General features: G+C 40.5%; 21 protein-coding genes. 13 read left to right on the top strand and 8 right to left on the bottom strand.

The window, feature by feature from the left end; translation table 11 throughout:
• The first annotated feature begins 276 nt into the window (after window positions 1-276).
• The 5 genes from leuA to PVK70_RS14335 all read left to right on the top strand — a co-directional run bounded on the left by leuA (window position 277) and on the right by PVK70_RS14335 (window position 5,951).
• On the top strand, window positions 277-1,824 hold the full coding sequence (gene leuA, locus PVK70_RS14355) for a 2-isopropylmalate synthase (RefSeq protein ID WP_130045918.1): 1,548 nt from the start codon (window positions 277-279) through the stop codon (window positions 1,822-1,824).
• A gap of 83 nt (window positions 1,825-1,907) precedes the next feature.
• The gene (gene leuB, locus PVK70_RS14350; protein WP_130048667.1) at window positions 1,908-2,999 is read left to right on the top strand and encodes a 3-isopropylmalate dehydrogenase; all 1,092 of its coding nucleotides are present in this window, start codon (window positions 1,908-1,910) and stop codon (window positions 2,997-2,999) included.
• 15 nt (window positions 3,000-3,014) lie between these two features.
• Complete coding sequence (gene leuC / locus PVK70_RS14345; protein ID WP_130048666.1) at window positions 3,015-4,430, top strand: 3-isopropylmalate dehydratase large subunit; 1,416 nt, start codon at window positions 3,015-3,017, stop codon at window positions 4,428-4,430.
• 12 nt (window positions 4,431-4,442) lie between these two features.
• Window positions 4,443-5,045 carry a 3-isopropylmalate dehydratase small subunit gene (gene leuD / locus PVK70_RS14340; RefSeq protein WP_130045915.1) on the top strand — a complete coding sequence of 201 codons (603 nt, stop codon included), beginning with the start codon at window positions 4,443-4,445 and terminating at the stop codon, window positions 5,043-5,045.
• A gap of 126 nt (window positions 5,046-5,171) precedes the next feature.
• Window positions 5,172-5,951: a DUF547 domain-containing protein gene (locus tag PVK70_RS14335; RefSeq protein ID WP_130048665.1), complete on the top strand. Its 780-nt coding sequence runs from the start codon at window positions 5,172-5,174 to the stop codon at window positions 5,949-5,951.
• A 14-nt stretch (window positions 5,952-5,965) separates the two neighbouring features.
• On the opposite strand, the gene djlA is transcribed toward PVK70_RS14335, so the two are convergent.
• Complete coding sequence (gene djlA, locus PVK70_RS14330; RefSeq protein ID WP_130048664.1) at window positions 5,966-6,814, bottom strand: co-chaperone DjlA; 849 nt, start codon at window positions 6,812-6,814, stop codon at window positions 5,966-5,968.
• A 290-nt stretch (window positions 6,815-7,104) separates the two neighbouring features.
• On the opposite strand from djlA, the gene lptD reads away from it, so the two are divergent.
• From lptD to PVK70_RS14305, 5 genes are all read left to right on the top strand, one after another.
• Window positions 7,105-9,465, top strand: coding sequence for an LPS assembly protein LptD (gene lptD, locus PVK70_RS14325; RefSeq protein ID WP_130048663.1), 2,361 nt, complete (start codon window positions 7,105-7,107; stop codon window positions 9,463-9,465).
• A gap of 70 nt (window positions 9,466-9,535) precedes the next feature.
• On the top strand, window positions 9,536-10,849 hold the full coding sequence (surA, locus tag PVK70_RS14320) for a peptidylprolyl isomerase SurA (RefSeq protein ID WP_130048662.1): 1,314 nt from the start codon (window positions 9,536-9,538) through the stop codon (window positions 10,847-10,849).
• Entirely contained in the window at window positions 10,842-11,831 is a 990-nt protein-coding gene (gene pdxA / locus PVK70_RS14315) for a 4-hydroxythreonine-4-phosphate dehydrogenase PdxA (RefSeq protein ID WP_165367215.1), read from the top strand. The genes surA and pdxA overlap by 8 nt, the downstream gene beginning before the upstream one ends.
• Entirely contained in the window at window positions 11,828-12,661 is an 834-nt protein-coding gene (rsmA, locus tag PVK70_RS14310) for a 16S rRNA (adenine(1518)-N(6)/adenine(1519)-N(6))-dimethyltransferase RsmA (RefSeq protein WP_130048661.1), read from the top strand. The genes pdxA and rsmA overlap by 4 nt, the downstream gene beginning before the upstream one ends.
• A 108-nt stretch (window positions 12,662-12,769) precedes the next feature.
• On the top strand, window positions 12,770-13,582 hold the full coding sequence (locus tag PVK70_RS14305) for a symmetrical bis(5'-nucleosyl)-tetraphosphatase (RefSeq protein ID WP_130048660.1): 813 nt from the start codon (window positions 12,770-12,772) through the stop codon (window positions 13,580-13,582).
• 239 nt (window positions 13,583-13,821) lie between these two features.
• On the opposite strand, the gene folA is transcribed toward PVK70_RS14305, so the two are convergent.
• The 6 genes from folA to rplU form a co-directional block, all read right to left on the bottom strand.
• On the bottom strand, window positions 13,822-14,301 hold the full coding sequence (gene folA, locus PVK70_RS14300; protein WP_165367214.1) for a type 3 dihydrofolate reductase: 480 nt from the start codon (window positions 14,299-14,301) through the stop codon (window positions 13,822-13,824).
• Window positions 14,302-14,323: 22 nt separating this feature from the next.
• Complete coding sequence (locus PVK70_RS14295; protein WP_130048659.1) at window positions 14,324-14,812, bottom strand: threonine/serine exporter family protein; 489 nt, start codon at window positions 14,810-14,812, stop codon at window positions 14,324-14,326.
• Window positions 14,812-15,579, bottom strand: a complete 768-nt coding sequence (locus PVK70_RS14290; RefSeq protein WP_130045906.1) for a threonine/serine ThrE exporter family protein — start codon at window positions 15,577-15,579, stop codon at window positions 14,812-14,814. Before PVK70_RS14290 ends, PVK70_RS14295 begins: the two co-directional genes overlap by 1 nt.
• Before the next feature lie 130 nt (window positions 15,580-15,709).
• Window positions 15,710-16,882 (bottom strand): Obg family GTPase CgtA, encoded by a 1,173-nt coding sequence (cgtA, locus tag PVK70_RS14285; protein ID WP_130045905.1) that lies wholly within the window; start codon window positions 16,880-16,882, stop codon window positions 15,710-15,712.
• Between the two features lie 295 nt (window positions 16,883-17,177).
• Window positions 17,178-17,435 (bottom strand): 50S ribosomal protein L27, encoded by a 258-nt coding sequence (gene rpmA, locus PVK70_RS14280; RefSeq protein ID WP_005417307.1) that lies wholly within the window; start codon window positions 17,433-17,435, stop codon window positions 17,178-17,180.
• Window positions 17,436-17,452: 17 nt separating this feature from the next.
• Window positions 17,453-17,764, bottom strand: a complete 312-nt coding sequence (rplU, locus tag PVK70_RS14275; protein WP_060993942.1) for a 50S ribosomal protein L21 — start codon at window positions 17,762-17,764, stop codon at window positions 17,453-17,455.
• Between the two features lie 276 nt (window positions 17,765-18,040).
• On the opposite strand from rplU, the gene ispB reads away from it, so the two are divergent.
• Window positions 18,041-19,012: an octaprenyl diphosphate synthase gene (ispB, locus tag PVK70_RS14270; protein WP_130048658.1), complete on the top strand. Its 972-nt coding sequence runs from the start codon at window positions 18,041-18,043 to the stop codon at window positions 19,010-19,012.
• 255 nt (window positions 19,013-19,267) lie between these two features.
• Here ispB and mdh read toward each other — a convergent pair whose 3' ends face one another.
• A complete protein-coding gene (gene mdh, locus PVK70_RS14265) occupies window positions 19,268-20,203 on the bottom strand; it encodes a malate dehydrogenase (protein WP_130048657.1) in 936 nt (311 codons plus the stop codon).
• Between the two features lie 314 nt (window positions 20,204-20,517).
• Here mdh and argR point away from each other — a divergent pair, with 314 nt between their 5' ends.
• Window positions 20,518-20,988 (top strand): transcriptional regulator ArgR, encoded by a 471-nt coding sequence (gene argR / locus PVK70_RS14260; RefSeq protein ID WP_130048656.1) that lies wholly within the window; start codon window positions 20,518-20,520, stop codon window positions 20,986-20,988.
• 343 nt (window positions 20,989-21,331) lie between these two features.
• Window positions 21,332-22,306, top strand: coding sequence for a TAXI family TRAP transporter solute-binding subunit (locus PVK70_RS14255; protein WP_130048655.1), 975 nt, complete (start codon window positions 21,332-21,334; stop codon window positions 22,304-22,306).
• Window positions 22,307-22,471: the final 165 nt, after the last annotated feature.

Here is a 22,471-nt window from a genome sequence, read left to right as displayed (position 1 = left end):
CAAAAAAACATCCATATAAGGTAAAAATATCATTTAAAGGTTGACGATATTAGCTAAGTACGATATTAATTTGTTAATTATTTTTTATGGATTGTATTTCAAATGAAAACAGTATCTTCTTTTGCTTTAAACCTCCTCATTATCGTGAACATCTCACGCGGGTAGGTTATGGACCAAAAGAAACCATAAACCAAATTTTAAAACCCGCTAACCATGGCGGGTTTTTTTATGGATATCCGTCATCAAGGCAAATGACAAACACAAGGAAGAAAGCCCATGAGCGATCAAGTCATTATCTTCGACACCACCCTACGTGATGGCGAACAAGCACTATCAGCAAGTTTAACCGTAAAAGAAAAATTGCAGATTGCGTACGCACTTGAACGCCTAGGTGTTGATGTAATTGAAGCTGGCTTCCCTGTCTCTTCCCCTGGTGATTTTGAATCAGTACAAACCATTGCAAAACACATTAAAAATAGCCGAATTTGTGGTCTAGCTCGTGCTGTCCCTAAAGATATTGATGCAGCAGCTGAAGCGTTAAAAGTCGCAGAAGCGTTCCGAATTCATACCTTTATTTCTACTTCGACCGTTCACGTTCAAGATAAATTACGCCGTAGCTACGATGATGTGGTTGAAATGGGTGTAAAAGCGGTTAAACACGCACGTAAATACACCGATGATGTAGAGTTTTCTTGTGAAGATGCTGGCCGCACTCCAATTGATAACCTTTGTCGTATGGTTGAAGCTGCAATCAATGCCGGTGCGAATACTATCAATATTCCAGACACGGTTGGTTACACCATTCCAGGTGAATTTGGTGGCATTGTTCAGCAATTATTTAACCGAGTTCCAAACATTGATAAAGCTATCATCTCTGTTCATTGTCATGATGATTTAGGGATGTCAGTTGCCAACTCTATTGCAGCGGTTCAAGCAGGCGCTCGACAAGTTGAAGGTACAATTAATGGTATTGGTGAGCGTGCAGGCAACTGTTCTTTAGAAGAAATTGCGATGATTCTACAGACTCGTTCAGAATATCTAGGCGTTCATACGGGTCTTAAAAATGATGAAATCCACCGCACCAGTAAGTTGGTAAGTCAGCTTTGTAACATGCCAATTCAAAGCAATAAGGCTATCGTAGGCGCAAACGCCTTTAGCCACTCTTCTGGCATTCACCAAGATGGCATGCTTAAGAATAAAAATACCTATGAGATCATGACACCTGAGTCTATCGGTCTTAAAAACAAAGCGTTAAACCTAACCAGTCGTTCAGGTCGTGCAGCGGTTAAGAGCCACATGGATGCGATGGGTTATAAAGACGAAGAATATAATCTAGACACGCTATATGCAGATTTTGTGAAGCTAGCGGATCGTAAAGGCCAAGTGTTTGATTACGATTTAGAAGCGCTAATGCATTTTGCTAACTTACGTGATGAAGATGACTTCTATAAGTTGAACTACCTAAGCGTTCAATCTGGCAGCGTAATGGCGACAACTAGTATCAAACTACTTTGTGGTGATGAAGAAAAATGTGAAGCTGCTGTCGGTAATGGCCCTGTTGATGCACTTTATCAATGTATCTACAAACTAACAGGCTATGAGATTGTTCTAGATAAGTTTGATTTAACTGCAAAAGGCGAAGGTGAAGATGGTTTAGGTCAGGCTGATATTATTGCCAATTACAAAGGCCGAAAATATCACGGTACAGGTTTAGCGACCGATATTATCGAAGCCTCTGGTCAGGCATTACTTCACGTAATTAATAGCATTCATCGTGCAGATCAAATTGCTGAAATTAAGCAAAAGAAAGTAGCAACGGTTTAAAAAAGCCGAAACAAATTTTAAATCAGAGAAGTATAGGCCTTCTCTGATTAAGCAAATTAAATAGAAAAGATTAAAGGATTAACATGACAAACAAAACATACAAAATTGCGGTTCTACCAGGTGATGGCATTGGTCCTGAAGTGATGGAGCAAGCACATAAAGTTCTGGATGCAATCGAGAAAAAACACGCCATTTCATTTTCACGCGAGCAGCACGATGTAGGTGGTATCGCGATTGATAACCATGGCTGTCCGCTACCAGAGAGTACAGTCAAAGGTTGTGAAGATTCAGATGCCGTATTATTTGGCTCAGTTGGCGGTCCTAAGTGGGAACATCTTCCACCAAATGACCAACCAGAGCGTGGCGCCCTACTTCCTCTTCGTAAACATTTCCAACTGTTCTGTAATCTTCGTCCTGCGCAAATCCATAAAGGATTAGAAAACTTCTCTCCACTGCGTGCTGATATTTCAGGTAACGGTTTTGATATCGTCGTGGTTCGTGAACTGACTGGTGGTATCTACTTTGGCCAACCAAAAGGGCGTGAAGGCGAAGGCCCTCAAGAAAAAGCGTATGATACTGAAATTTACCACCGCTACGAAATCGAACGTATTGCAAAGATTGCTTTTGAATCGGCTCGTCTACGTAATAAAAACGTCTACTCAATTGATAAAGCCAACGTTCTACAAAGCTCTATCCTATGGCGTGAAGTGGTAGAAGAAGTGGCTCAAGATTACCCAGATGTAAAACTAAGCCACATGTACATTGATAACGCGACCATGCAGCTAATCAAAGATCCATCTCAGTTTGATGTGATGCTATGTTCAAATATCTTTGGTGACATTATCTCTGATGAGTGCGCGATGATCACAGGCTCTATGGGTATGCTTCCTTCTGCAAGTCTGAATGAGAGCAACTTTGGTCTGTATGAACCCGCAGGTGGTTCAGCGCCTGATATTGCAGGTAAAAACATCGCAAACCCAGTGGCTCAGATCTTATCTGCTGCACTGATGTTACGTTACAGCCTAGGTGAAGAAGACGCAGCACAAAGTATTGAAGCTGCCGTATCTAAAGCGCTATCAGCAGGAGAGCTAACGGCTGACTTAGCCGGTGATAAACCAGCACTAACTACATCAGCAATGGGCGATAAAATCGCTGAGTACATTTTGAATTCGTAATTCAAGGAAGAAGCAATGTCTAACGCAAAAACATTATACGAAAAAATTTACGATGCCCATGTTGCCGTCGCAGCTGAAGGCGAAAATCCAATTTTATACATCGACCGCCATTTGGTTCATGAAGTTACCTCACCACAAGCGTTCGATGGTCTACGTGAGAAGGGACGTAAAGTTCGCCAAGTAGGAAAAACCTTCGCAACGATGGATCACAACGTTTCAACACAAACCAAAGACATTAATGCCTCTGGTGAAATGGCTCGAATCCAAATGGAGACGCTATCAAAAAACTGTGAAGAGTTTGGTGTTACCCTTTACGATCTAAACCATAAATACCAAGGTATTGTGCACGTAATGGGGCCAGAGCTTGGTATTACTTTACCGGGTATGACGATTGTTTGTGGTGACTCACACACCGCAACTCACGGGGCATTTGGCTCACTAGCATTCGGTATCGGTACTTCAGAAGTTGAGCACGTACTAGCAACACAAACGCTAAAACAAGCACGTGCGAAAACCATGAAGATCGAAGTGAAAGGCAAAGTGGCCGAAGGCATTACCGCTAAAGACATCGTTCTTGCGATCATAGGTAAAACAACGGCTGCTGGTGGTACTGGTTATGTGGTTGAATTCTGTGGTGAAGCGATTACCGACCTTACGATGGAAGGTCGTATGACGGTATGTAACATGGCGATCGAATTAGGTGCTAAAGCGGGCCTAATCGCACCAGACCAAACGACGTTTGGTTACATTACTGACCGTAAATTCTCACCTCAAGGGGAAGATTTAACGGCAGCGATTCAATACTGGTCGTCACTAAAAACGGACGATAATGCAGAGTTTGATGCCGTAGTTACTCTTGAAGCCTCTGATATTAAACCACAAGTCACTTGGGGCACAAACCCAGGTCAAGTAATCGCCGTTGACCAACCTATCCCTGCTCCAGAGAGTTTTTCTGACCCTGTAGAAAAAGCGTCTGCTGAAAAAGCCTTAGCTTACATGGGACTTGAAGCTGGAAAGTCCCTGTCTGATTACAATGTTGATAAAGTTTTTGTTGGCTCTTGTACTAACTCACGTATCGAAGACATGCGTGCTGCGGCTGCGGTAGCAAAAGGTAATAAAGTCGCTTCTCATGTTCAAGCCTTGATTGTTCCTGGCTCTGAGCAAGTAAAAGCACAAGCGGAAAAAGAAGGTCTGGATGTGATCTTTAAAGAAGCTGGTTTTGAATGGCGCCTACCGGGTTGCTCTATGTGCCTTGCAATGAACAACGACCGTCTAGGTCCGCAAGAACGCTGTGCGTCAACATCAAACCGTAACTTTGAAGGTCGCCAAGGCCGTGATGGTCGAACTCACCTAGTGAGTCCTGCAATGGCTGCTGCTGCTGCAATTGCGGGTCACTTTGTTGATATTCGCACCATTACAGAACAAGCATAAAAGGAATTTACTATGTCAGGTTTTAAGCAACATACAGGTCTAGTCGTTCCTTTAGATACGGCGAATATTGATACCGATGCCATTATACCAAAGCAGTTTCTACAAAAAGTAAATCGCATTGGTTTTGGTAAACACCTATTTCACGATTGGCGCTTTTTGGATGATGGTGGTGAACAACCAAATCCAGAATTTGTCATGAACGCACCACGCTATCAAGGTGCTACCGTTCTGCTTGCTCGTGAAAACTTTGGTTGTGGTTCATCTCGTGAACACGCACCTTGGGCATTAGCGGATTACGGCATCCAAGTGATGATCGCACCAAGCTTTGCTGATATTTTTTATGGCAACTCAATCAATAACCAAATGGTTCCAGTTCGCCTGACCGAATCTGAAGTTGATGAAATATTTCAGTTCGTTGAAGCGAATGAAGGCGCTGAAGTTACTGTGGATTTAGAAGCGATGTTAGTGACCGCTAACAATAAACAGTATTCTTTTGAAATTGATGAGTTTCGTCGTCATTGTTTATTAAATGGTTTAGATAATATCGGACTGACACTGCAACACGCCGATAAAATTTCAGAGTATGAAGCGAAGATCCCGAGTTTCTTAAAATAAGATTCAGGCTTCGTATTCAGGAAATGTTAGAGGTTGATATGAACGTATCAACCTCTTTTTTGTCTATAGAATAGTGTCATCTATAATCACATATCACTAAACCAAAACAAAAGTCAGGTATCTTTTATGAAAATCCTTATTTCCTCGTTACTTTTGCTTTTCTCATTCAGTACGTTCGCTGCACCAAAATCTGAACTCTGGGATTATTGGAATGTAAGTAATGAAAAAAACGCCACCACCATCTCTCACCAATATTGGCAACAAACCTTAGATAAATACCTCATGACTAAGGGGGAATTCACGCTTTTTTACTATGCTAACGTCACCGATGCTGATGAGCGAACTCTTAACAGCTATTTACGTCAAATGAGTCGTATTGATCCGAGAGAATATAAAAAAGCAGAGCAATACGCTTATTGGGTCAACCTTTACAATGCAATCACTGTAAAAATTATTTTAGATAATTACCCTATCAAATCGATTACTAAATTAGGAGGGCTATTTAGCTTCGGACCTTGGGATGAAGAAGTTATTATAGTGGCAGGAAAAGCTCTTACTCTTAATGATATCGAACATCGAATTTTAAGACCAATATGGAATGATCCTAGAACCCATTATGCGGTGAACTGCGCAAGCTTAGGTTGCCCTAACTTACAATCAAAAGCCTTCACCGCTAGAAACAGCGATAAATTATTAGATAAAGCGGCAACCGAATTCATTAACAGTAACAAGGGTGTATTGATTCAAGAAGATAAAGTCCAACTATCCTCTATTTATGATTGGTTCGCTGTTGATTTTGGTAATCAAACACAGCTTTTTAAGCACCTAAAAAAATATCGCCCAGAATTAAAATCATTCAAAGGCGATATTCGCTATGACTACGACTGGTCATTGAATAAACAATAAAAAATGCAGAGGGATTACTTAATCCCTTTAGCCTTTTTAATTAAGTCATAAGCGCCTTGGATCTCTTGCGCTTTTTCTTTTGCCATTTCCATCATTTCTGGTGGCAGACCTTTTGCTACCAACTTATCTGGGTGATGCTCATTCATTAATTTACGATGGGCACGCTTAATTGTTTTAGCATCAGCATCTTCATTAATACCTAACAAATTATAAGCATCTTTTAGTTGATCAGCTGAACTGGCTTGCTGCCATTGACCATGATTTTGTTGTGAGCCGCCTTGACCAGAGAAACCACCACTGCGCTGAAAACGAAAAGCCGCTTCTTGCATTTTTAAACGTTTTTCAAGCTGTGCAGCACTAAAGCCAAGTTCTTCAGCAACAATGTGTAAAATATCACGTTCACTTGGGTGAATATCACCATCCGCAATGGCTGATGCTATTTGTAACTCTAAAAAGAATTGCAATAAATCATAGCGACCACCCGTAATTGAGCGGATTTTCTGTAAAGTTTCACGTAATGGAAAATCATTTTCTTTACCTTCTCTAAACGCTTCTTGAGCTTCTTTTTTCTGCTCGCCGCTTAGATTCATACGATCCATCATCATTGATGCTAATTGGATTTCTTGTGCTGTTACCTGTCCTTTTGCTTTCGCTATATGCCCCATAACGGCAAAAGCGGCATGAAAAAATTCAGCCTGTCTCTCTGTTTGAGATGCGCCACCAGTTTGGAAAGTAAATCCACTGCTTGCCATGCGTTTTGCTTTATCAAATTGATGCCCAATAAAGATCCCTAATGCAGCGCCAAAAAAGCCACCAAATAAGAAACCAAAAAAACCACCTAATATTTTGCCAAATATTTGCATTTTATATTCCAATTATTGAATTATTCTATTTTTACTCGGTCACATAATTCTACTTAACCACATAACGGGCAAACGCAGCCTCTTACTTTGCAGCCAAGCAACATCAAGATACAGGATTCAGGGTATCATCAACAGAAGCAATTGCAGAAAAATAACTGAATTGAATGAGATGATAGCCGCATCTTAAGGTGGTTTGGGCATAGCTTTTGCTTTATTATAAAGAAGTGACTCTGTCTAATATCATTGAGTATATCAGCGGATTAATATAACGAACAGGAACGTCTATCTCGATGCCTTTTACTTCTCGCAGCCTACTTGTCTCATTCGCTGGATGCCTTCTTTACGGAGCTCCCGTCATCGCTGATGATGGTAACCCTGTATCTCCAGAAAATAGTGCCATCTTCCCTCTAAAAACTGACGCAGTTAACTCTTGCAAAGTGCCTGATAAAATGTCGAAAGAGGAAGAGGAACAACAACCTGTATTAATTCAAGCAGACAGTGTTGAAGCCAGTAATAATTCTAAAGCCGTTTATAAAGGCAACGTTCATATTATTAAAGGCCGACAAGAGATTAAAGCGGATAGCATCACCCTTCATCAGCAGGAAAACATTGCAATAGCTGAAGGTAATGTTGATTACTCAAGCATGGATATGCGCTCAACCTCAGATAAAGTAACTACGGATTTAACTACCGAAGATACCACTATGGTGAATACGGCCTACAATATGTCTTGTCAGCCTATTCGTGGTACAGCAAGCCGTGTATTAAAAACAGGGCAAGAAATCTACCAATTAGAAGACGCCTCTTTCACAACCTGTCCTGCGGATGACAATAGCTGGCGCTTTAAAGCCAGTGATATCGAATTAGACCAATCTGATGAGTGGGCAACGTTCTACAATGCTCGCTTTGAAGTGCTTGATGTTCCGATTTTTTACTTACCTTATATTACCGTTCCTGTTGGCGACCAACGTAAAACAGGGGTGTTAATTCCAAGCGCTAGCTTAGACAGTAAAAATGGTTTTGAGTTGTCAGTTCCTATTTATTGGAATATCGCACCAAATTATGATGCAACCACAACCATTAATTATATGGAAAAGCGTGGTACTCAACTTGAAAGTGAGTTCCGCTACCTTACAGAACTTGGGGTTGGTACGGTTGATCTTGAGTTCTTAGGGTCTGATGAAAAGTTCCAAGAAAAAGGAGCGCGTTGGGGAGCTAGCTGGGTTCATTCAGGTATCTTCAGAAAGCATTGGAAGTTTGAAATCGACTACTCTCAAGTCAGTGATATTGATTATTTCCAAGACTTAAATTCGAGCATAGGTACTCGTGATGAAGGTCAATTAAGTCAATCAGGTGAAGTATCCTATCGAAGTCAAGATTGGGATATGACCATGCGTGTGCGAGACTTCCAGGTTTTAGTTGAGAACCAAACACCATATCGACTAATGCCACAGGTAGAATTTAATTATTATGCCCCTCAATTCTATAGTGCATTTGATTTTAATTTTCATAGCCACGTTAGTAAATTTGCTACTGATGACGAAACAAAACCATCAGCAACACGAGTTCACTTAGAGCCTAAGTTAAGCTTACCTTTGAGTGGTACTTGGTGGTCATTAACACCTGAAACTAGCTTGCTATATACCTATTACTCACAAGAGTTTGACAAGCAGCCAGAAGGAGCAGATGGACCTTTAGATTTAGCTCACGAGGTCAGTAGAACAATCCCCGAAGTTCGTATCAATGGCGCCATCTACTTGGATAGCACACATAGATTCCTAGGTGAGTACTTACAAACGTTAGAGCCAAAAATTCAATATTTGTATGTACCTGAAGTTGACCAAAGTGAAATTTACGGCGGAACAGGTGACGGTGGTTATGACAGCAGTAAATTACAGCTGGACTACTATGGATTATTTAGAGATCGTCAGTACAGTGGTGTTGATTACATCTCATCAGCAAACCAATTCAGTATTGGTGCAACCTCTCGATTTTATGATGATACTTATAAAGAACGCATGAACATCTCTTTTGGTCAGATCCTTTACATGGATGGTTCTGGTACTCAAAGTGATACAGATGATGACAAGAACTCATCAGCTTGGGCTATGGAAAGTGACTTTAATTACGATGATTATTTGTTCTATCACGGTGGTATTCAATACGATTCAAATTTAAGCGAACTTCAAATAGCCAATAGCACATTAGAATATCGTCATAGCGCCGGATACGTTCAAGCAAACTATCGTTATGTAAGTAAAAACTACATCGATGAAAATGTGCCATATTCCAATTCAGATAATACAACCACTCGTTATGGTATTTATCAAGCAGGTATACTAACCCAATATAACATTGGTAATAATTGGAGATTAAGAGCTCAATACTTCTATGACACCAAAGAAGAGTTCATGTTAGAAGCGCTTGCTGGCGTAACCTATTTAAGTGATTGTTGGTCATTTGGATTAACTTACAGTGATCAATTAATTTCTTGGGATTCAGGCAGTACACTATCTACCTATAAGCCTGAATACGAAAGTAATTTAATGCTCTCAATCGCCATTCGAGGTCTTGGAAGTAACACTGGTATCACCTCTGGCTCAGCAACTAACGCACTGGGCTACGGTCGCCCATTTTATTTAAACAATTAATTTATACGGATATACCTGAAGCGTCCTATGTTAATCGGACGCTTCACTCTCCTTACTCTTGGATGACACTATGAAAAACTGGAAACTCCCATTAGTTAGCACATTATTACTTATGCTAACCATGAATGTACAAGCAGCACCGGTTGAATTAGATCGTGTTGTAGCGATTGTTGATGAAGGCGTTGTATTACAAAGCGACATTGATACCTCTCTTAAAACAGTAAAAATAAACGCACAAGAAAAAGGACAACCTTTGCCGGAAGAGAGTGTTCTACGCGAACAAATTCTTGAAAAGCTTATTGTTGATACGATTCAAAGCCAACAAGCTGAAAAAATGGGTATTCGTATCGACGATACTCGACTTGAGGAAGCACTGAAGAACATAGCCAAAGAAAACAACATGACATTGGTGCAACTGCAACAAAAAACCGCAGCTCAAGGGCTTTCATACGCTAGCTTCCGTGAACAAATTCGTAAAGAGATCGCAGCAAGTGAAGCTCGAAACGCTCAAGTACGTCGTCGTATTAACATCCTTCCTCAAGAAGTAGAAAGCCTTGCTCTACTACTTGCTGAAGAGACTCAGGCAACAGTGCAATATAAAATCAGCCACATCCAATTACGAGCAGAAGATGGCGCAACTCAAGCAGATAAAGAAGCGTTAGAGCAGCAAGCTGATGAGCTTACCGAACGCCTAAAACAAGGCGCTGATTTTGCGACCATGGCATACACTTACTCTAAAGGCCCTAAAGCACTTCAAGGTGGTGACTGGGGCTGGATGCGTAAAGAAGAAATGCCAACCATTTTTGCAGACCAAATTACGGGACAAGGAAAAAACAGCATTATCGGTCCATTCCGCTCTGGTGTGGGTTTCCATATTCTGAAAATTGATGACGTTAAAGGGCTTGAGACTATTGCGGTTACTGAAGTAAATGCTCGTCATATTCTAATCAAAACCTCGGTCATCATGAGTGATGAAGGCGCTAAACGTCAGTTAAACACTATTATTGCTGATATTAAAGCAGGCAATGATACCTTTGCTGAAATGGCAAAGCGCTATAGCCAAGATCCAGGTTCAGCAGCAAGAGATGGCGAACTAGGTTTTCAAACACCTGATTTATATGTTCCAGAATTTAAACACCAAGTAGAGATCCTGCCTGTTGGTCAAATCAGTGAACCCTTTAAAACTGTTCATGGCTGGCACATTGTTGAAGTATTAGAGCGTCGTCAAGTTGATAGAACTGATGCCGCAATGAAAAACAAAGCATACCGTATTTTAATGAATCGTAAATTTAACGAAGAAGCTGGCGCTTGGTTGCAAGAAATCCGTGCTAGTGCTTATGTTGAAATACTAAAAGATGATGATGGTGAAGAAGATAATGAATAAGATTAAACGAATTGCCATTACTCCTGGAGAACCATCAGGTATTGGACCAGATCTTGTTCTTGCTATTGCACAACAAAATTGGCCGCATCAATTAGTTGTCTGCGGCAATAAGAATGCGCTAGAGCAGAGAGCTAAATTACTAAATATTGATATCTCAATTGAAGAGTATAATGTGCAGTCTCCAGCCAAAGCTCACAAAGCTGGCACTTTAATTGTCGATGATATCGCTTTAGGTGAAGAGGTCATTGCTGGAGAGCTTAATGAAGCCAATGGACATTATGTTCTTGAAACATTACGCCGAGCAGCGCAAGGCAATATGGATGGCGAATTCGATGCTGTCGTTACTGGCCCTGTACATAAAGGCGTCATTAATCGTGCCGGAGTTGCATTCAGTGGCCATACCGAATTTTTTGCAGAGCAATCAAACACTCAACAAGTTGTGATGATGCTTGCTACTGAAGGCTTGCGTGTGGCGTTAGTAACGACTCACATACCACTCGCTTATGTATCAAAAGCCATTACTGCTGATCGCTTAAAACAAGTGACTCGAATTCTACATCAAGACTTAATCACTAAGTTTGGAATTGCGAAACCATCAATTTTTGTATGCGGATTAAATCCTCATGCAGGTGAAGATGGCTGTCTTGGTCGTGAAGAAATTGATATCATTACGCCAGCATTAAATGAATTACGTGCAGAAGAAGGAATGAATCTTATTGGTCCATTACCTGCTGACACACTATTTCAAGATAAATACTTACAAGAAGCGGATGCGGTACTAGCGATGTATCACGATCAAGGGCTTCCTGTGTTAAAATTTAAAGGCTTTGGAAAATCAGTAAACATTACACTAGGTTTACCGTTTATCCGAACCTCAGTAGACCATGGTACTGCATTGGAATTGGCGGGTACTGGAAAAGCAGATGCAGGAAGCTTTATTACCGCACTAACCCATGCAATTGAACTGGTAGAGAAAAAATGAGTACTAGAAATGATGTCCATTTAGGCCATAAAGCAAGAAAACGCTTTGGTCAAAACTTCTTAAATGACCCTTATGTGATCGATGGAATCGTATCTGCAATCAACCCTCTGCCAGGCCAAAACCTTGTAGAAATTGGTCCAGGTCTTGGTGCTATCACTGAGCCAGTTGGCCGTGAAGTTGATAAATTTACTGTTATCGAACTTGACCGTGACTTAGCAGAACGTTTACGTAATCACCCAGAATTAGGCAGTAAACTGACGATTCATGAAGGCGATGCTATGCGTTTCGACTTTACTCAGTTAATTAAAGAAAATAATAAGCTGCGTATTTTCGGTAACTTGCCATACAACATCTCAACACCACTAATGTTCCACCTATTTGAATTCCATAAAGACGTATTAGACATGCACTTTATGCTACAAAAAGAAGTGGTGAACCGTTTGGCCGCAGGCCCTGGTACAAAAGCATATGGTCGCTTAACCGTTATGGCGCAATACTTCTGTAAAGTAATGCCTGTATTAGAAGTGCCACCAACAGCGTTTGTTCCGCCACCGAAGGTAGATTCAGCTGTTGTTCGCTTAGTACCTTATGAAGTATTACCGTACCCTGCGAAGAACTTAAAGTGGCTTGATCGCGTGTGTCGTGAAGGCTTTAACCAACGTCGTAAGACTGTTCGTAACTGTTATAAAGCATTACTGACTAAAGAGCAGCTAGAAGAATTAGGCATTAACCCTACTATGCGCCCTGAAAACCTTACATTAGAGCAGTTTGTTAATATGGCAAACTGGTTAAATGACAATTATCAGGCTGAAACAGAAACGTCTAAGTAACTGTTTTCGTATTCATAAATTATACATATTAAAAGGTGACTTTATTGTCACCTTTTTTCTATCTAATACTTATTGGCACAAGCTTTATACTAATTTAAGGAAAGGGATATGGCGACCTACTTTGTTGGAGATATTCAAGGTTGTTTAGATGAACTACAGCTCTTATTAGAGCAGGTCCATTTTAATAAAGAAACTGACCAACTATGGCTAACAGGAGATTTGGTTGCTCGCGGACCAAAATCATTAGAAACCTTACGCTTTGTAAAGTCATTAGGATCAGCAGCCGTGACTATTTTAGGTAATCATGATTTGCATTTACTGGCGGTATCTCAGGGCATTTCTCGCGTTAAAGAAAAAGACAAAACAGCACCTATCTTTACGGCACCTGATAGTAAGGAGTTACTAACTTGGTTACGTCATCAACCATTATTAGCCGTTAACTCTGAACATAATATCGTAATGAGTCACGCAGGGATCTCCCCTCAATGGGATATTAATACTGCCATTGAGTGCGCGCATGAAGTTGAAGCGGTTTTACAATCGGACCAATGGATTTGGTTATTAGAGAATATGTATGATAACCAGCCTGATGTATGGCGAGAAGATCTTACCGACATTGAGCGTTACCGTTATATTATCAACGCTTTTACACGCATGCGTTTTTGTTATTCTGATGGTCGCTTAGATATGGAATGTAAGCTGCCACCTCAAGAGATTAATAATGATGAACTCTTTCCTTGGTTTGAGCTAGAAAATCGTCTTCCCCTTTCGCATAAAGTGATTTTTGGTCACTGGGCAGCATTGATGGGACATGATGAAAATAACGTAATAGCGCTCGATACAGGCTGTGTATGGGGGGAATATATGACGATATATCGTGTTGATGATGGGAAATATTTTACGCAGAAAGCGTTGAGCTAGAAACGATACGCTTCGCTGACTAGAAGCTATAAAAGCAAAAAATAGACGGCTTCGCCTTGAGAGCGCTTCGCTTAAGACGCGACAAGTTGCTTGAGAGGTAAGGTTTCAGGAAAATCAAAAGCAGCTCACCTGAAACCTACAAGCACTGCGATCTGAATTCTGTTTTTCTCTTTATTTTTATTCCTCAGGGCGTAGCCTCCTTAAGCGTAGCGCCCTTTAGAACGAAGTTCGTCCTGCTCTTACCTTTCAAGAACCACAAATTCCATATCGTACTGATTTTTTTCATCTTTCGAATACGTTTCAGAGTGAGTCCGATTCCAGCCTTCACCCCAATCTGGGAACTGCGTATCGCCATCAATATCAGCATCGATAAACGTCAGATACAACTTATCCGCATCAGCAAGACACGCTTGGTAAATTGACCCACCACCAATAACCATAAGCTCTTCAATATCACCTGCAACTTGCTTTGCTTCTTCAATTGAAGTTACGCAAGTCACACCATCGATTTGCAAATTAGTATCGCGGCTTAATACAATGTTTAAACGCCCCGGTAAAGGACGACCAATCGATTCATAGGTTTTACGCCCCATCACAATTGGCTTGCCCATAGTGCACTGCTTAAACCAAGCGAAATCAGCAGGTAAGTGCCATGGGATTTGATTATCAATACCAATAATACGGTTCTTTGCCATTGCGGCTATCATGCTAATTCTCACAGTTATTCCTTAATCACTATACTTAAACAATCGACTTTCTACGGTAAAACAGTAGCCCAGGCATAGCAAGACCAATCGCAAGTGCTGCTATAGTAAATAGGGTCTTAATTAAATTATCAATCATCATGGCCCATAACTCTGGAGAATAACCAAGATGGTTAATTTCTACCACGGCGATCATTGCCTTAAATGCAAAGACTCCCGGAACCATTGGGATCAAAGCGGCAACCGTAAATACTTTAGGGTGTGCGAGAAATCGATGCGACCAATGTACGCCTATCATTCCAACCGTGGTTGCGGCACATAGTGTTGCCCACTCTAAAGGCGCACCATAATGCATTAATAAAAATCGTGTTCCATGGCCAATTGCTCCACCAATGGCACAATATTTCAAAGCCTTAGCCGGTACATTAAATACCAAGGCAAAACCAACGGCAGGGATCATGGCAAAAAACATATCATTTAATAAAGCGAGGAATAAATCAAAATTCGAATTAATTAAAACATTCATTAGTTAATCCATCCCCAGACACCAACCAAGTTCATCGCACCCACAATCCCAATGCTGGTTGCTAGGGTAAGTAAGGTCGCAAATGTCCATCGAGCAATTCCCATATTAACGTACCCTTTCACCATATCGGCAACGGCATTTATTAAAGGGAAACCGGGAACAAGCATCAAAACAGAAGAAGCCATTGCAAGAAAAGGAATATTACCAATGTGATAAATGACAGCTTGAGAGGAGATAAGAGTGGTCACAAAGGCAGTGATACCAAAGTTAAGCAGAGGATTAAATTGTCGATGTCCTATTTCTTGGCGAACAATCATGCCTAATGAAGAAGCTAAAAATGTCATCATAAATACAGGCCAATCACCTCCTGCTAAACGACTAAAACTGGCACATGATAAACCTATCATCACAACCACAAGCCAGCGATTATATCTTTCAGGGCTAATATTATCTAGCTTAGCGGTTGCTTCATGCCGATCCAATAACCCTTTTTCCGACATAATACAGATCCGTTGGATCTCAGTAATTGCCCTCATATTAATGCCGCGATCGGGGGCTCTTCGAGCCGTTGTCATACAATGCTCATTAATGATGGTCGTGATCACCAGTGAACTTGCTGACAATGATATTTCGACATCATCCGCCCCGACGGCAATGCCTAAGCGGCGACTGACATCAGAAACCAAACTACTTTCAGCTCCATGCTGTAATAGCATTTGCCCTGCTTTTGCTACTAAGCGGGATATCTCTCTTTGCTTCTCATCCATGTTTATTCGCAATGATTTATTAAATTAAAACCCATTCTAATCATTTCGATATAATGTTTACTGATTTAAATACAAAAAAACCGCAACAAGTGCGGTTTTTTATTATTATCTGTAATAGAAGCAGATTGAATTAGTCACGAACGTAAATTACGTGACCGTCATCTTCTTCATCATCCCAGTCATCGTCATCATCTTCAGTAACAACGTGTTGACCAGACATTGCGTCTTTATGGTAATCATCCCACATGAAGTCAACTTTATCAGCCGCTTTCTCTTCATCTGTTTGAATCTCTTTTGGTAGAGTATCCATAAAGTCAGACAGCTCATCACATACTTCTTGAGTACCTGTGCGACTTACTGCTGCAATCTTAAAGTGACGATCATCCCAAGCAAGTGCTTCTAAGATCTCGTTGATCTTTTCATCCGCTTCTTCTTCTAATAGAAGATCGGTTTTATTGAATAATAACCAACGTGGTTTGCCCGCTACTTTCTCACTGTATTGCTCTAACTCATCAATGATAGTTAATGCATTTTGTACAGGATCACTGCCATCAATTGGAAGAATATCAATTACATGAAGCAGTACACGACAACGCTCAAGGTGTTTTAAGAAACGTACACCTAGGCCTGCGCCATCAGCAGCACCTTCAATTAGACCAGGGATATCGGCAACAACAAAGCTTTTGTTACCGCGAGCACGTACAACACCTAAACTAGGGATTAATGTTGTAAATGGGTAATCGGCTACTTTTGGTTTTGCTGCTGATACCGCACGAATAAACGTAGATTTACCCGCATTTGGTAAACCAAGCATACCTACATCAGCAAGAAGAAGAAGCTCTAGACGAAGTTCACGTACTTCACCTTTTGTTCCTAATGTCTTTTGACGAGGAGCACGGTTTACTGATGATTTAAAACGTGTATTGCCTAAACCATGCCAGCCGCCTTTAGCAACCATTACCTTCATACCGTGAGTCATCAGTTCTGCAACTTTCTCACCAGTATCGATATCAATAGCACGTGTACCTACAGGCACTTTCAACGTAATGTCTTCACCACGCTTACCTGTACAGTTACCACCGCTACCATTCTTACCACGCTCTGCGTCATAAAAACGATTAAAACGATAATCGATAAGTGTATTTAGGTTTTCATCCGCTTCTAGGTAAACATCGCCACCGTCGCCGCCATCACCGCCGTCAGGGCCGCCTTTAGCTACGAATTTTTCACGCCAAAAGCTAACTACACCATTACCGCCATCACCGGCATCTACTTTAATTGTCGCTTCATCAACGAATTTCATTTTCTTCTCCGAGCTGTAGCGTTGGTACTTATTAATAATCAAAAGCACTTACATAAAAAGGCATTCGAATATCAAGTACGGCTGATTTACTGTAGACCAGTGAATAAGGTCTCAATCGTTGATCGTCAATGATCTTTACGCTACGTATATATTAATATAGTCACTAGTTAAGTACTCTAACATTGATATCTATAAAGATGGATATAATTATAGATGAAGAGTGCTTAACTGGTGACTATCCATAAATAAAAAGCCCCGCCAATTGGCAGGGCTTTAGAATTAACTTATAAAGTTATTATTCAGCTTCGATAGAAACGAATTTACGGTTTTTAGGACCTTTAACTTCAAATTTCACTTTACCTTCAGATAGAGCGAAAAGAGTGTGGTCTTTACCGATGCCTACGTTAGTACCAGCGTGGAATTTAGTACCACGTTGACGTACGATGATGTTACCTGCAAGAACAGATTCGCCACCGAAACGCTTAACACCAAGACGTTTACTTTCTGAATCGCGGCCGTTACGAGTAGAACCGCCAGCTTTTTTATGTGCCATTTGTTATTCTCCTTAAATTAAGCGCTGATGCCAGTGATTCTGACTTCAGTGAACCATTGACGATGGCCCTGCTGCTTACGAGAATGCTTACGACGACGGAACTTAACGATTTTAATTTTATCGCCACGACCGTGCTGAACTACTTCCGCAGTTACTTTACCGCCAGCTACTAGAGGTGCACCAACAGTGATTTCTTCACCATTAGCAATCATAAGAACGTTGTCGAAATCAACTGTTGCGCCAGTCTCAACGTCTAATTTTTCCAAGCGAAGAGTTTGACCTTCACTTACACGGTGTTGTTTACCACCAGATTGGAAAACAGCGTACATATTTTACTCCGCTACTTTCGCACTACCATTTATTTTGTTTACTCAACAATTTTGGTGTGCGTTAAACTTGTCATCAATAGGGCGTGGATTCTACGCGAATGATTTCAATCTGACAACCCAAAAATGAAGAAAAATGATGAAAAGATCGCCGACGTGCTCATTAAGCTATAAGGAGATAATTTTCGACTGTATTGCTAACCCCATTTTAGTGTATTATTTAGTTAATCACTTATTATAATGAAGCCTGATTTAGGCCCTAACCTTGCTGGAAGAATAATGGATTTTAAAGCTATTCAAGCCCTAACGGCTGATGACATGGCAATCGTCAATGAGACCATCTTAGCTCAACTCAACTCAGATGTTGCGTTAATCAACCAACTTGGTTTTTACATTGTTAGCGGCGGTGGAAAACGCCTACGCCCAGTTCTTGCCATTTTATCAGCTAAAGCTCTTGGATATGAAGGCAAAGACCACACAATGGCAGCCGCTTTTATTGAATTTATTCATACCGCTACCCTCTTGCATGATGATGTTGTTGATGAATCAGACATGCGTCGCGGTAAAGCAACGGCAAATGCAGAGTTCGGAAATGCAGCAAGTGTATTAGTTGGTGATTTCATCTATACCCGCTCTTTCCAAATGATGACAAGCTTAGGATCCATAAAGATCCTTAGTTTAATGAGTGAAGCTGTAAATGTGATCGCTGAAGGCGAAGTGCTTCAATTAATGAACTGTAACGATCCTAATACGACCGAAGAAAGTTATATGCAGGTGATCTACTCTAAGACAGCTCGCCTATTTGAAGCAGCAACGCAGATCGGAGCGATCCTAAATGATGCTCCACAAGAGATCGAAACCGCACTTCAAAACTACGGTAAATATCTAGGTACTGCTTTTCAGTTAATTGATGATGTCATGGATTACACCTCTGATGGTGAAGACATGGGTAAAAACGTAGGGGATGACCTTGCAGAAGGAAAACCTACGTTACCATTACTACATGCAATGAAATATGGTAATGAAGAACAAGCAGCAATGATCCGTGAAGCAATAGAAAAAGGAAATGGGTTAGATAAACTAGAACCTATCCTAGCTTGTATGAAAGAAGTCGGTTCATTAGAGTACACAAAACAAAAAGCAGATGAAGAAGCAGATAAAGCCATTGCTGAATTGAACATTCTGCCAGAATCTGATTATAAAGAAGCATTAAAAGCGTTAGCTCATTTAGCAGTTAAACGCAGTAAATAAGATAATCTCGCGAATATAAACAGCAAGAAAATATCAAAAAAAGGGCCGCTAATTGATTAGCGGCCCTTTTTTAATACATATTGCTCGTTAGTTATACCATTCTGGATAAGTCGTTGTTCAGATAATTGCGTAGGAAAAATCGATTAGAGCAAGGCATAAATTACAGTAACTAGTGGTTCTAATTACAAAAATTTATAACGCAGGTATAATCGATTTTAACAAGCAAGAATGATCAAATACTTATGTAGATTGGTATTATTTAACAAACTCTTCGCCAATTTTAATGTCGCCTCGTAGCGTATCTAGCATGCTCTCCAGTGCTTCTTGTTCAAATGCACTTAGCTCACCATACGATTGGATCTCTTCAATACCATTCTTGCCAAGAAGAATTGGCTGTGCGAAGAAACGAGCATGTTCACCGTTACCTTCAACATAAGCACATTCAACAACACCCTGTTCGCCACCTAGTGCTTTCACTAACGACAAGCCAAAACGACACGCTGCTTGTCCCATTGAAAGCGTTGCAGAACCACCACCCGCTTTAGCTTCAACAACTTCAGTCCCTGCATTTTGAATACGTGGAGTTAATGCTGCAACTTCTTCAGCAGTAAACTCAACACCTTCTACTTGAGAAAGAAGAGGTAAGATAGTAACACCAGAGTGACCTCCAATTACTGGAACGCGGATCTCACCTGGATCTTTGTCTTTTAATTCTGCAACGAACGTTTCTGAACGGATCACATCAAGTGTTGTTACACCGAATAATTTATTTTTATCATATACGCCTGCTTTTTTTAGTACTTCAGCAGCAATCGCAACTGTTGTATTAACAGGGTTTGTAATAATACCAATACATGCTTTTGGACAAGTGACTGCAATTTTTTCAGTTAATGACTTCACAATACCCGCATTGATATTAAATAGATCTGAACGATCCATTCCTGGCTTACGAGCAACACCTGCAGAAATTAAAACAACATCAGCTCCCTCAAGCGCAGGAGTTGGATCTTCACCACAATAACCTTTAATAGATACAGGGGTTGGGATATGACTTAGATCTGCAGCAACACCAGGTGTTACAGGTGCTATATCATAAAGAGCAAGATCTGAACCCGCTGGTAGGCGGTTCTTAAGAAGTAGTGCTAACGCTTGTCCGATGCCTCCTGCGGCGCCAATAACAGCAACTTTCATGTTCGTTCTCCTTGAGTGGTAGAGGTATATTTTTATTATGAATTTACTTTCAAACTAAAAGCGACGTTATAGTAAGCTCAAATGAAATTCAATCCTATTCGCTTCGCTTTGCGACCTTACGCAATGACATGCCATTCGTGCTACAAATTCATCACTATTTTACTCCGACCTCACAACCATTCTTTCAAATTAACCAACAGAATAAAGGTCTATTGATAAAAAGTAACTAATCACAGAAATACGATTTTGATTTGGTTATAGATAAATAATTATGCGAGAATAGTAGGAATTATTGCAAAAAGAATCAAAACAGTATGCGAAATAATGAAAAGCAAGAACGATTAGTTAAAGAGTTTAAATCTATTCTTAAAGCGGAACGATTTGGTTCGCAAGGTGAGATTGTCGATGCACTTCGTATTGCAGGTTTCGATAATATTAATCAATCCAAAGTATCACGAATGCTAACCAAATTTGGTGCAGTTCGTACTCGTAATGCAAAAATGGAAATGGTGTATTGCCTACCAATTGAACTTGGCGTGCCTACGGTTTCAAGCTCCCTTCGTGAACTTGTAATGGATATTGATTATAACAGTGCGCTTGTTGTTATTCACACCGGTCCAGGGGCCGCTCAACTTATTGCTCGCTTGTTAGACTCTTTAGGGAAAGCGGAAGGCATTTTAGGCGTTGTTGCTGGCGATGATACTATTTTTATCACCCCAACAAGAACGATTGATGTGACTGATTTATTTGATTCAGTGTGTGACTTATTTGAATACTCAGTTTAAACCTAAATAAATTCCTCTCAATATCAGAGCATTTTATAAATCAATAAAGTGCTCTTATTCATCATTCTACCGACTCCCCACAGTTCAAAATTTTATTAAACTGATGCTAATAAGCCGATAATAGCTATTATTAACCCTGTCATTAGTTAGTTATTTCACACTTTTGATAGTTTTTATTTAACATCATTTTAAAAGTAACTCATTAATTTGCTATCATTTACTCGCCATTTCTGTAACAGGAAACGAAAACACTTAATTAAAAGTGAATAAATACTGATTTTTATTTAATCTTGTCATTACAAGGTATGCAATTAAAAGTCATACAATAAAGGAAGGGAATAACATGGCACTAAGTAAAGCGATTAAAACCACAACGGTTGCTGCTGCAATGGTTGTAGCTGGTATGGGTACAGCAAGCGCTCAGGAATTTATCACAATAGGTACAGGTTCAGTGACTGGGGTTTACTACCCAACTGGCGGTGCTATTTGTAAATTAGTGAATAAAGATCGTAAAGAACACAATGTTCGCTGTTCTGTTGAATCAACTGGCGGCTCAATCTATAACGTAAATACCATTCGCTCTGGTGAACTGGATTTTGGTATCGTTCAATCAGATTGGCAGTTCCATGGTTACAACGGCACAAGCAAATTTGAAGCTCAAGGCCCTTACAAGAAACTGCGTGCAATGTTCTCTCTTCATACAGAACCTTTTAACATTATCGCTCGTACCGATTCAGGCATTAACAATGTTGCAGACCTTGAAGGTAAACGCGTAAACATTGGTAACCCTGGCTCTGGTGACCGCGCAACTATGGGCGTTGTAATGGATGCGATGGGTTGGACTAACGATAGCTTTAAACTCGCTTCTGAACTAAAAGGGTCTGAGCGTTCACAAGCACTTTGTGATAACAAAATTGATGCCTTCATCTACATGGTTGGACATCCAAATGGTTCAATCAAAGAAGCAACCACTTCTTGTGATGCAAAACTAGTGTCTGCAACCGGTCCTAAAATCGATAAAATCGTTGCAGACAACCCTTACTATGCATATAGCACAGTACCAGCAGGTATGTACCGCGGTACTGAAGGTGATGTAAACAGCTTTGGTGTTGCAGCAACTATGGTAACAACTTCTGATGTTTCTGATGAAGTGGCTTACAGCGTAGCAAAAGCGGTATTTGAAAACTTTAATACCTTTAAGCGTTTGCACCCAGCATTTGCAACATTGAAAAAAGAAGACATGGTTAAGTCAGGTCTTTCTATCCCACTTCACCCAGGTGCTGTGAAATACTACAAAGAAGTTGGTCTACTAAAATAGCCTTTCTTCAACACTGCGCTACTCTTTACAGGTAGCGTAACTATCAACCAAAGAGGCCATGTGGTCTCTTTGGTTCTTCGCAATATCCCTGATCTTTCCATACAACGGATAACTACCAATAATAAAACGGATTTGAAGATCAGCTCTTTCTAGCCTACACATTGG

It is taken from the genome of Aliivibrio sp. A6 (genome assembly GCF_028765505.1).
Lineage (GTDB): Bacteria > Pseudomonadota > Gammaproteobacteria > Enterobacterales > Vibrionaceae > Aliivibrio > Aliivibrio finisterrensis_A.
The sequence above is the reverse complement of the archived record's forward strand: the minus strand, read 5'-3'. Positions and strand labels throughout refer to the sequence as shown.

Bases quoted from the DNA above. Each gene is read 5' to 3' on its own strand.
- leuA (WP_130045918.1), top strand. From the start codon at position 277: ATGAGCGATCAAGTCATTATCTTCGACACCACCCTACGTGATGGCGAA.
- leuB (WP_130048667.1), top strand. From the start codon at position 1,908: ATGACAAACAAAACATACAAAATTGCGGTTCTACCAGGTGATGGCATT.
- leuC (WP_130048666.1), top strand. From the start codon at position 3,015: ATGTCTAACGCAAAAACATTATACGAAAAAATTTACGATGCCCATGTT.
- leuD (WP_130045915.1), top strand. From the start codon at position 4,443: ATGTCAGGTTTTAAGCAACATACAGGTCTAGTCGTTCCTTTAGATACG.
- PVK70_RS14335 (WP_130048665.1), top strand. From the start codon at position 5,172: ATGAAAATCCTTATTTCCTCGTTACTTTTGCTTTTCTCATTCAGTACG.
- djlA (WP_130048664.1), bottom strand. From the start codon at position 6,814: ATGCAAATATTTGGCAAAATATTAGGTGGTTTTTTTGGTTTCTTATTT.
- lptD (WP_130048663.1), top strand. From the start codon at position 7,105: ATGCCTTTTACTTCTCGCAGCCTACTTGTCTCATTCGCTGGATGCCTT.
- surA (WP_130048662.1), top strand. From the start codon at position 9,536: ATGAAAAACTGGAAACTCCCATTAGTTAGCACATTATTACTTATGCTA.
- pdxA (WP_165367215.1), top strand. From the start codon at position 10,842: ATGAATAAGATTAAACGAATTGCCATTACTCCTGGAGAACCATCAGGT.
- rsmA (WP_130048661.1), top strand. From the start codon at position 11,828: ATGAGTACTAGAAATGATGTCCATTTAGGCCATAAAGCAAGAAAACGC.
- PVK70_RS14305 (WP_130048660.1), top strand. From the start codon at position 12,770: ATGGCGACCTACTTTGTTGGAGATATTCAAGGTTGTTTAGATGAACTA.
- PVK70_RS14295 (WP_130048659.1), bottom strand. From the start codon at position 14,812: ATGAATGTTTTAATTAATTCGAATTTTGATTTATTCCTCGCTTTATTA.
- PVK70_RS14290 (WP_130045906.1), bottom strand. From the start codon at position 15,579: ATGGATGAGAAGCAAAGAGAGATATCCCGCTTAGTAGCAAAAGCAGGG.
- cgtA (WP_130045905.1), bottom strand. From the start codon at position 16,882: ATGAAATTCGTTGATGAAGCGACAATTAAAGTAGATGCCGGTGATGGC.
- rpmA (WP_005417307.1), bottom strand. From the start codon at position 17,435: ATGGCACATAAAAAAGCTGGCGGTTCTACTCGTAACGGCCGCGATTCA.
- rplU (WP_060993942.1), bottom strand. From the start codon at position 17,764: ATGTACGCTGTTTTCCAATCTGGTGGTAAACAACACCGTGTAAGTGAA.
- ispB (WP_130048658.1), top strand. From the start codon at position 18,041: ATGGATTTTAAAGCTATTCAAGCCCTAACGGCTGATGACATGGCAATC.
- mdh (WP_130048657.1), bottom strand. From the start codon at position 20,203: ATGAAAGTTGCTGTTATTGGCGCCGCAGGAGGCATCGGACAAGCGTTA.
- argR (WP_130048656.1), top strand. From the start codon at position 20,518: ATGCGAAATAATGAAAAGCAAGAACGATTAGTTAAAGAGTTTAAATCT.
- PVK70_RS14255 (WP_130048655.1), top strand. From the start codon at position 21,332: ATGGCACTAAGTAAAGCGATTAAAACCACAACGGTTGCTGCTGCAATG.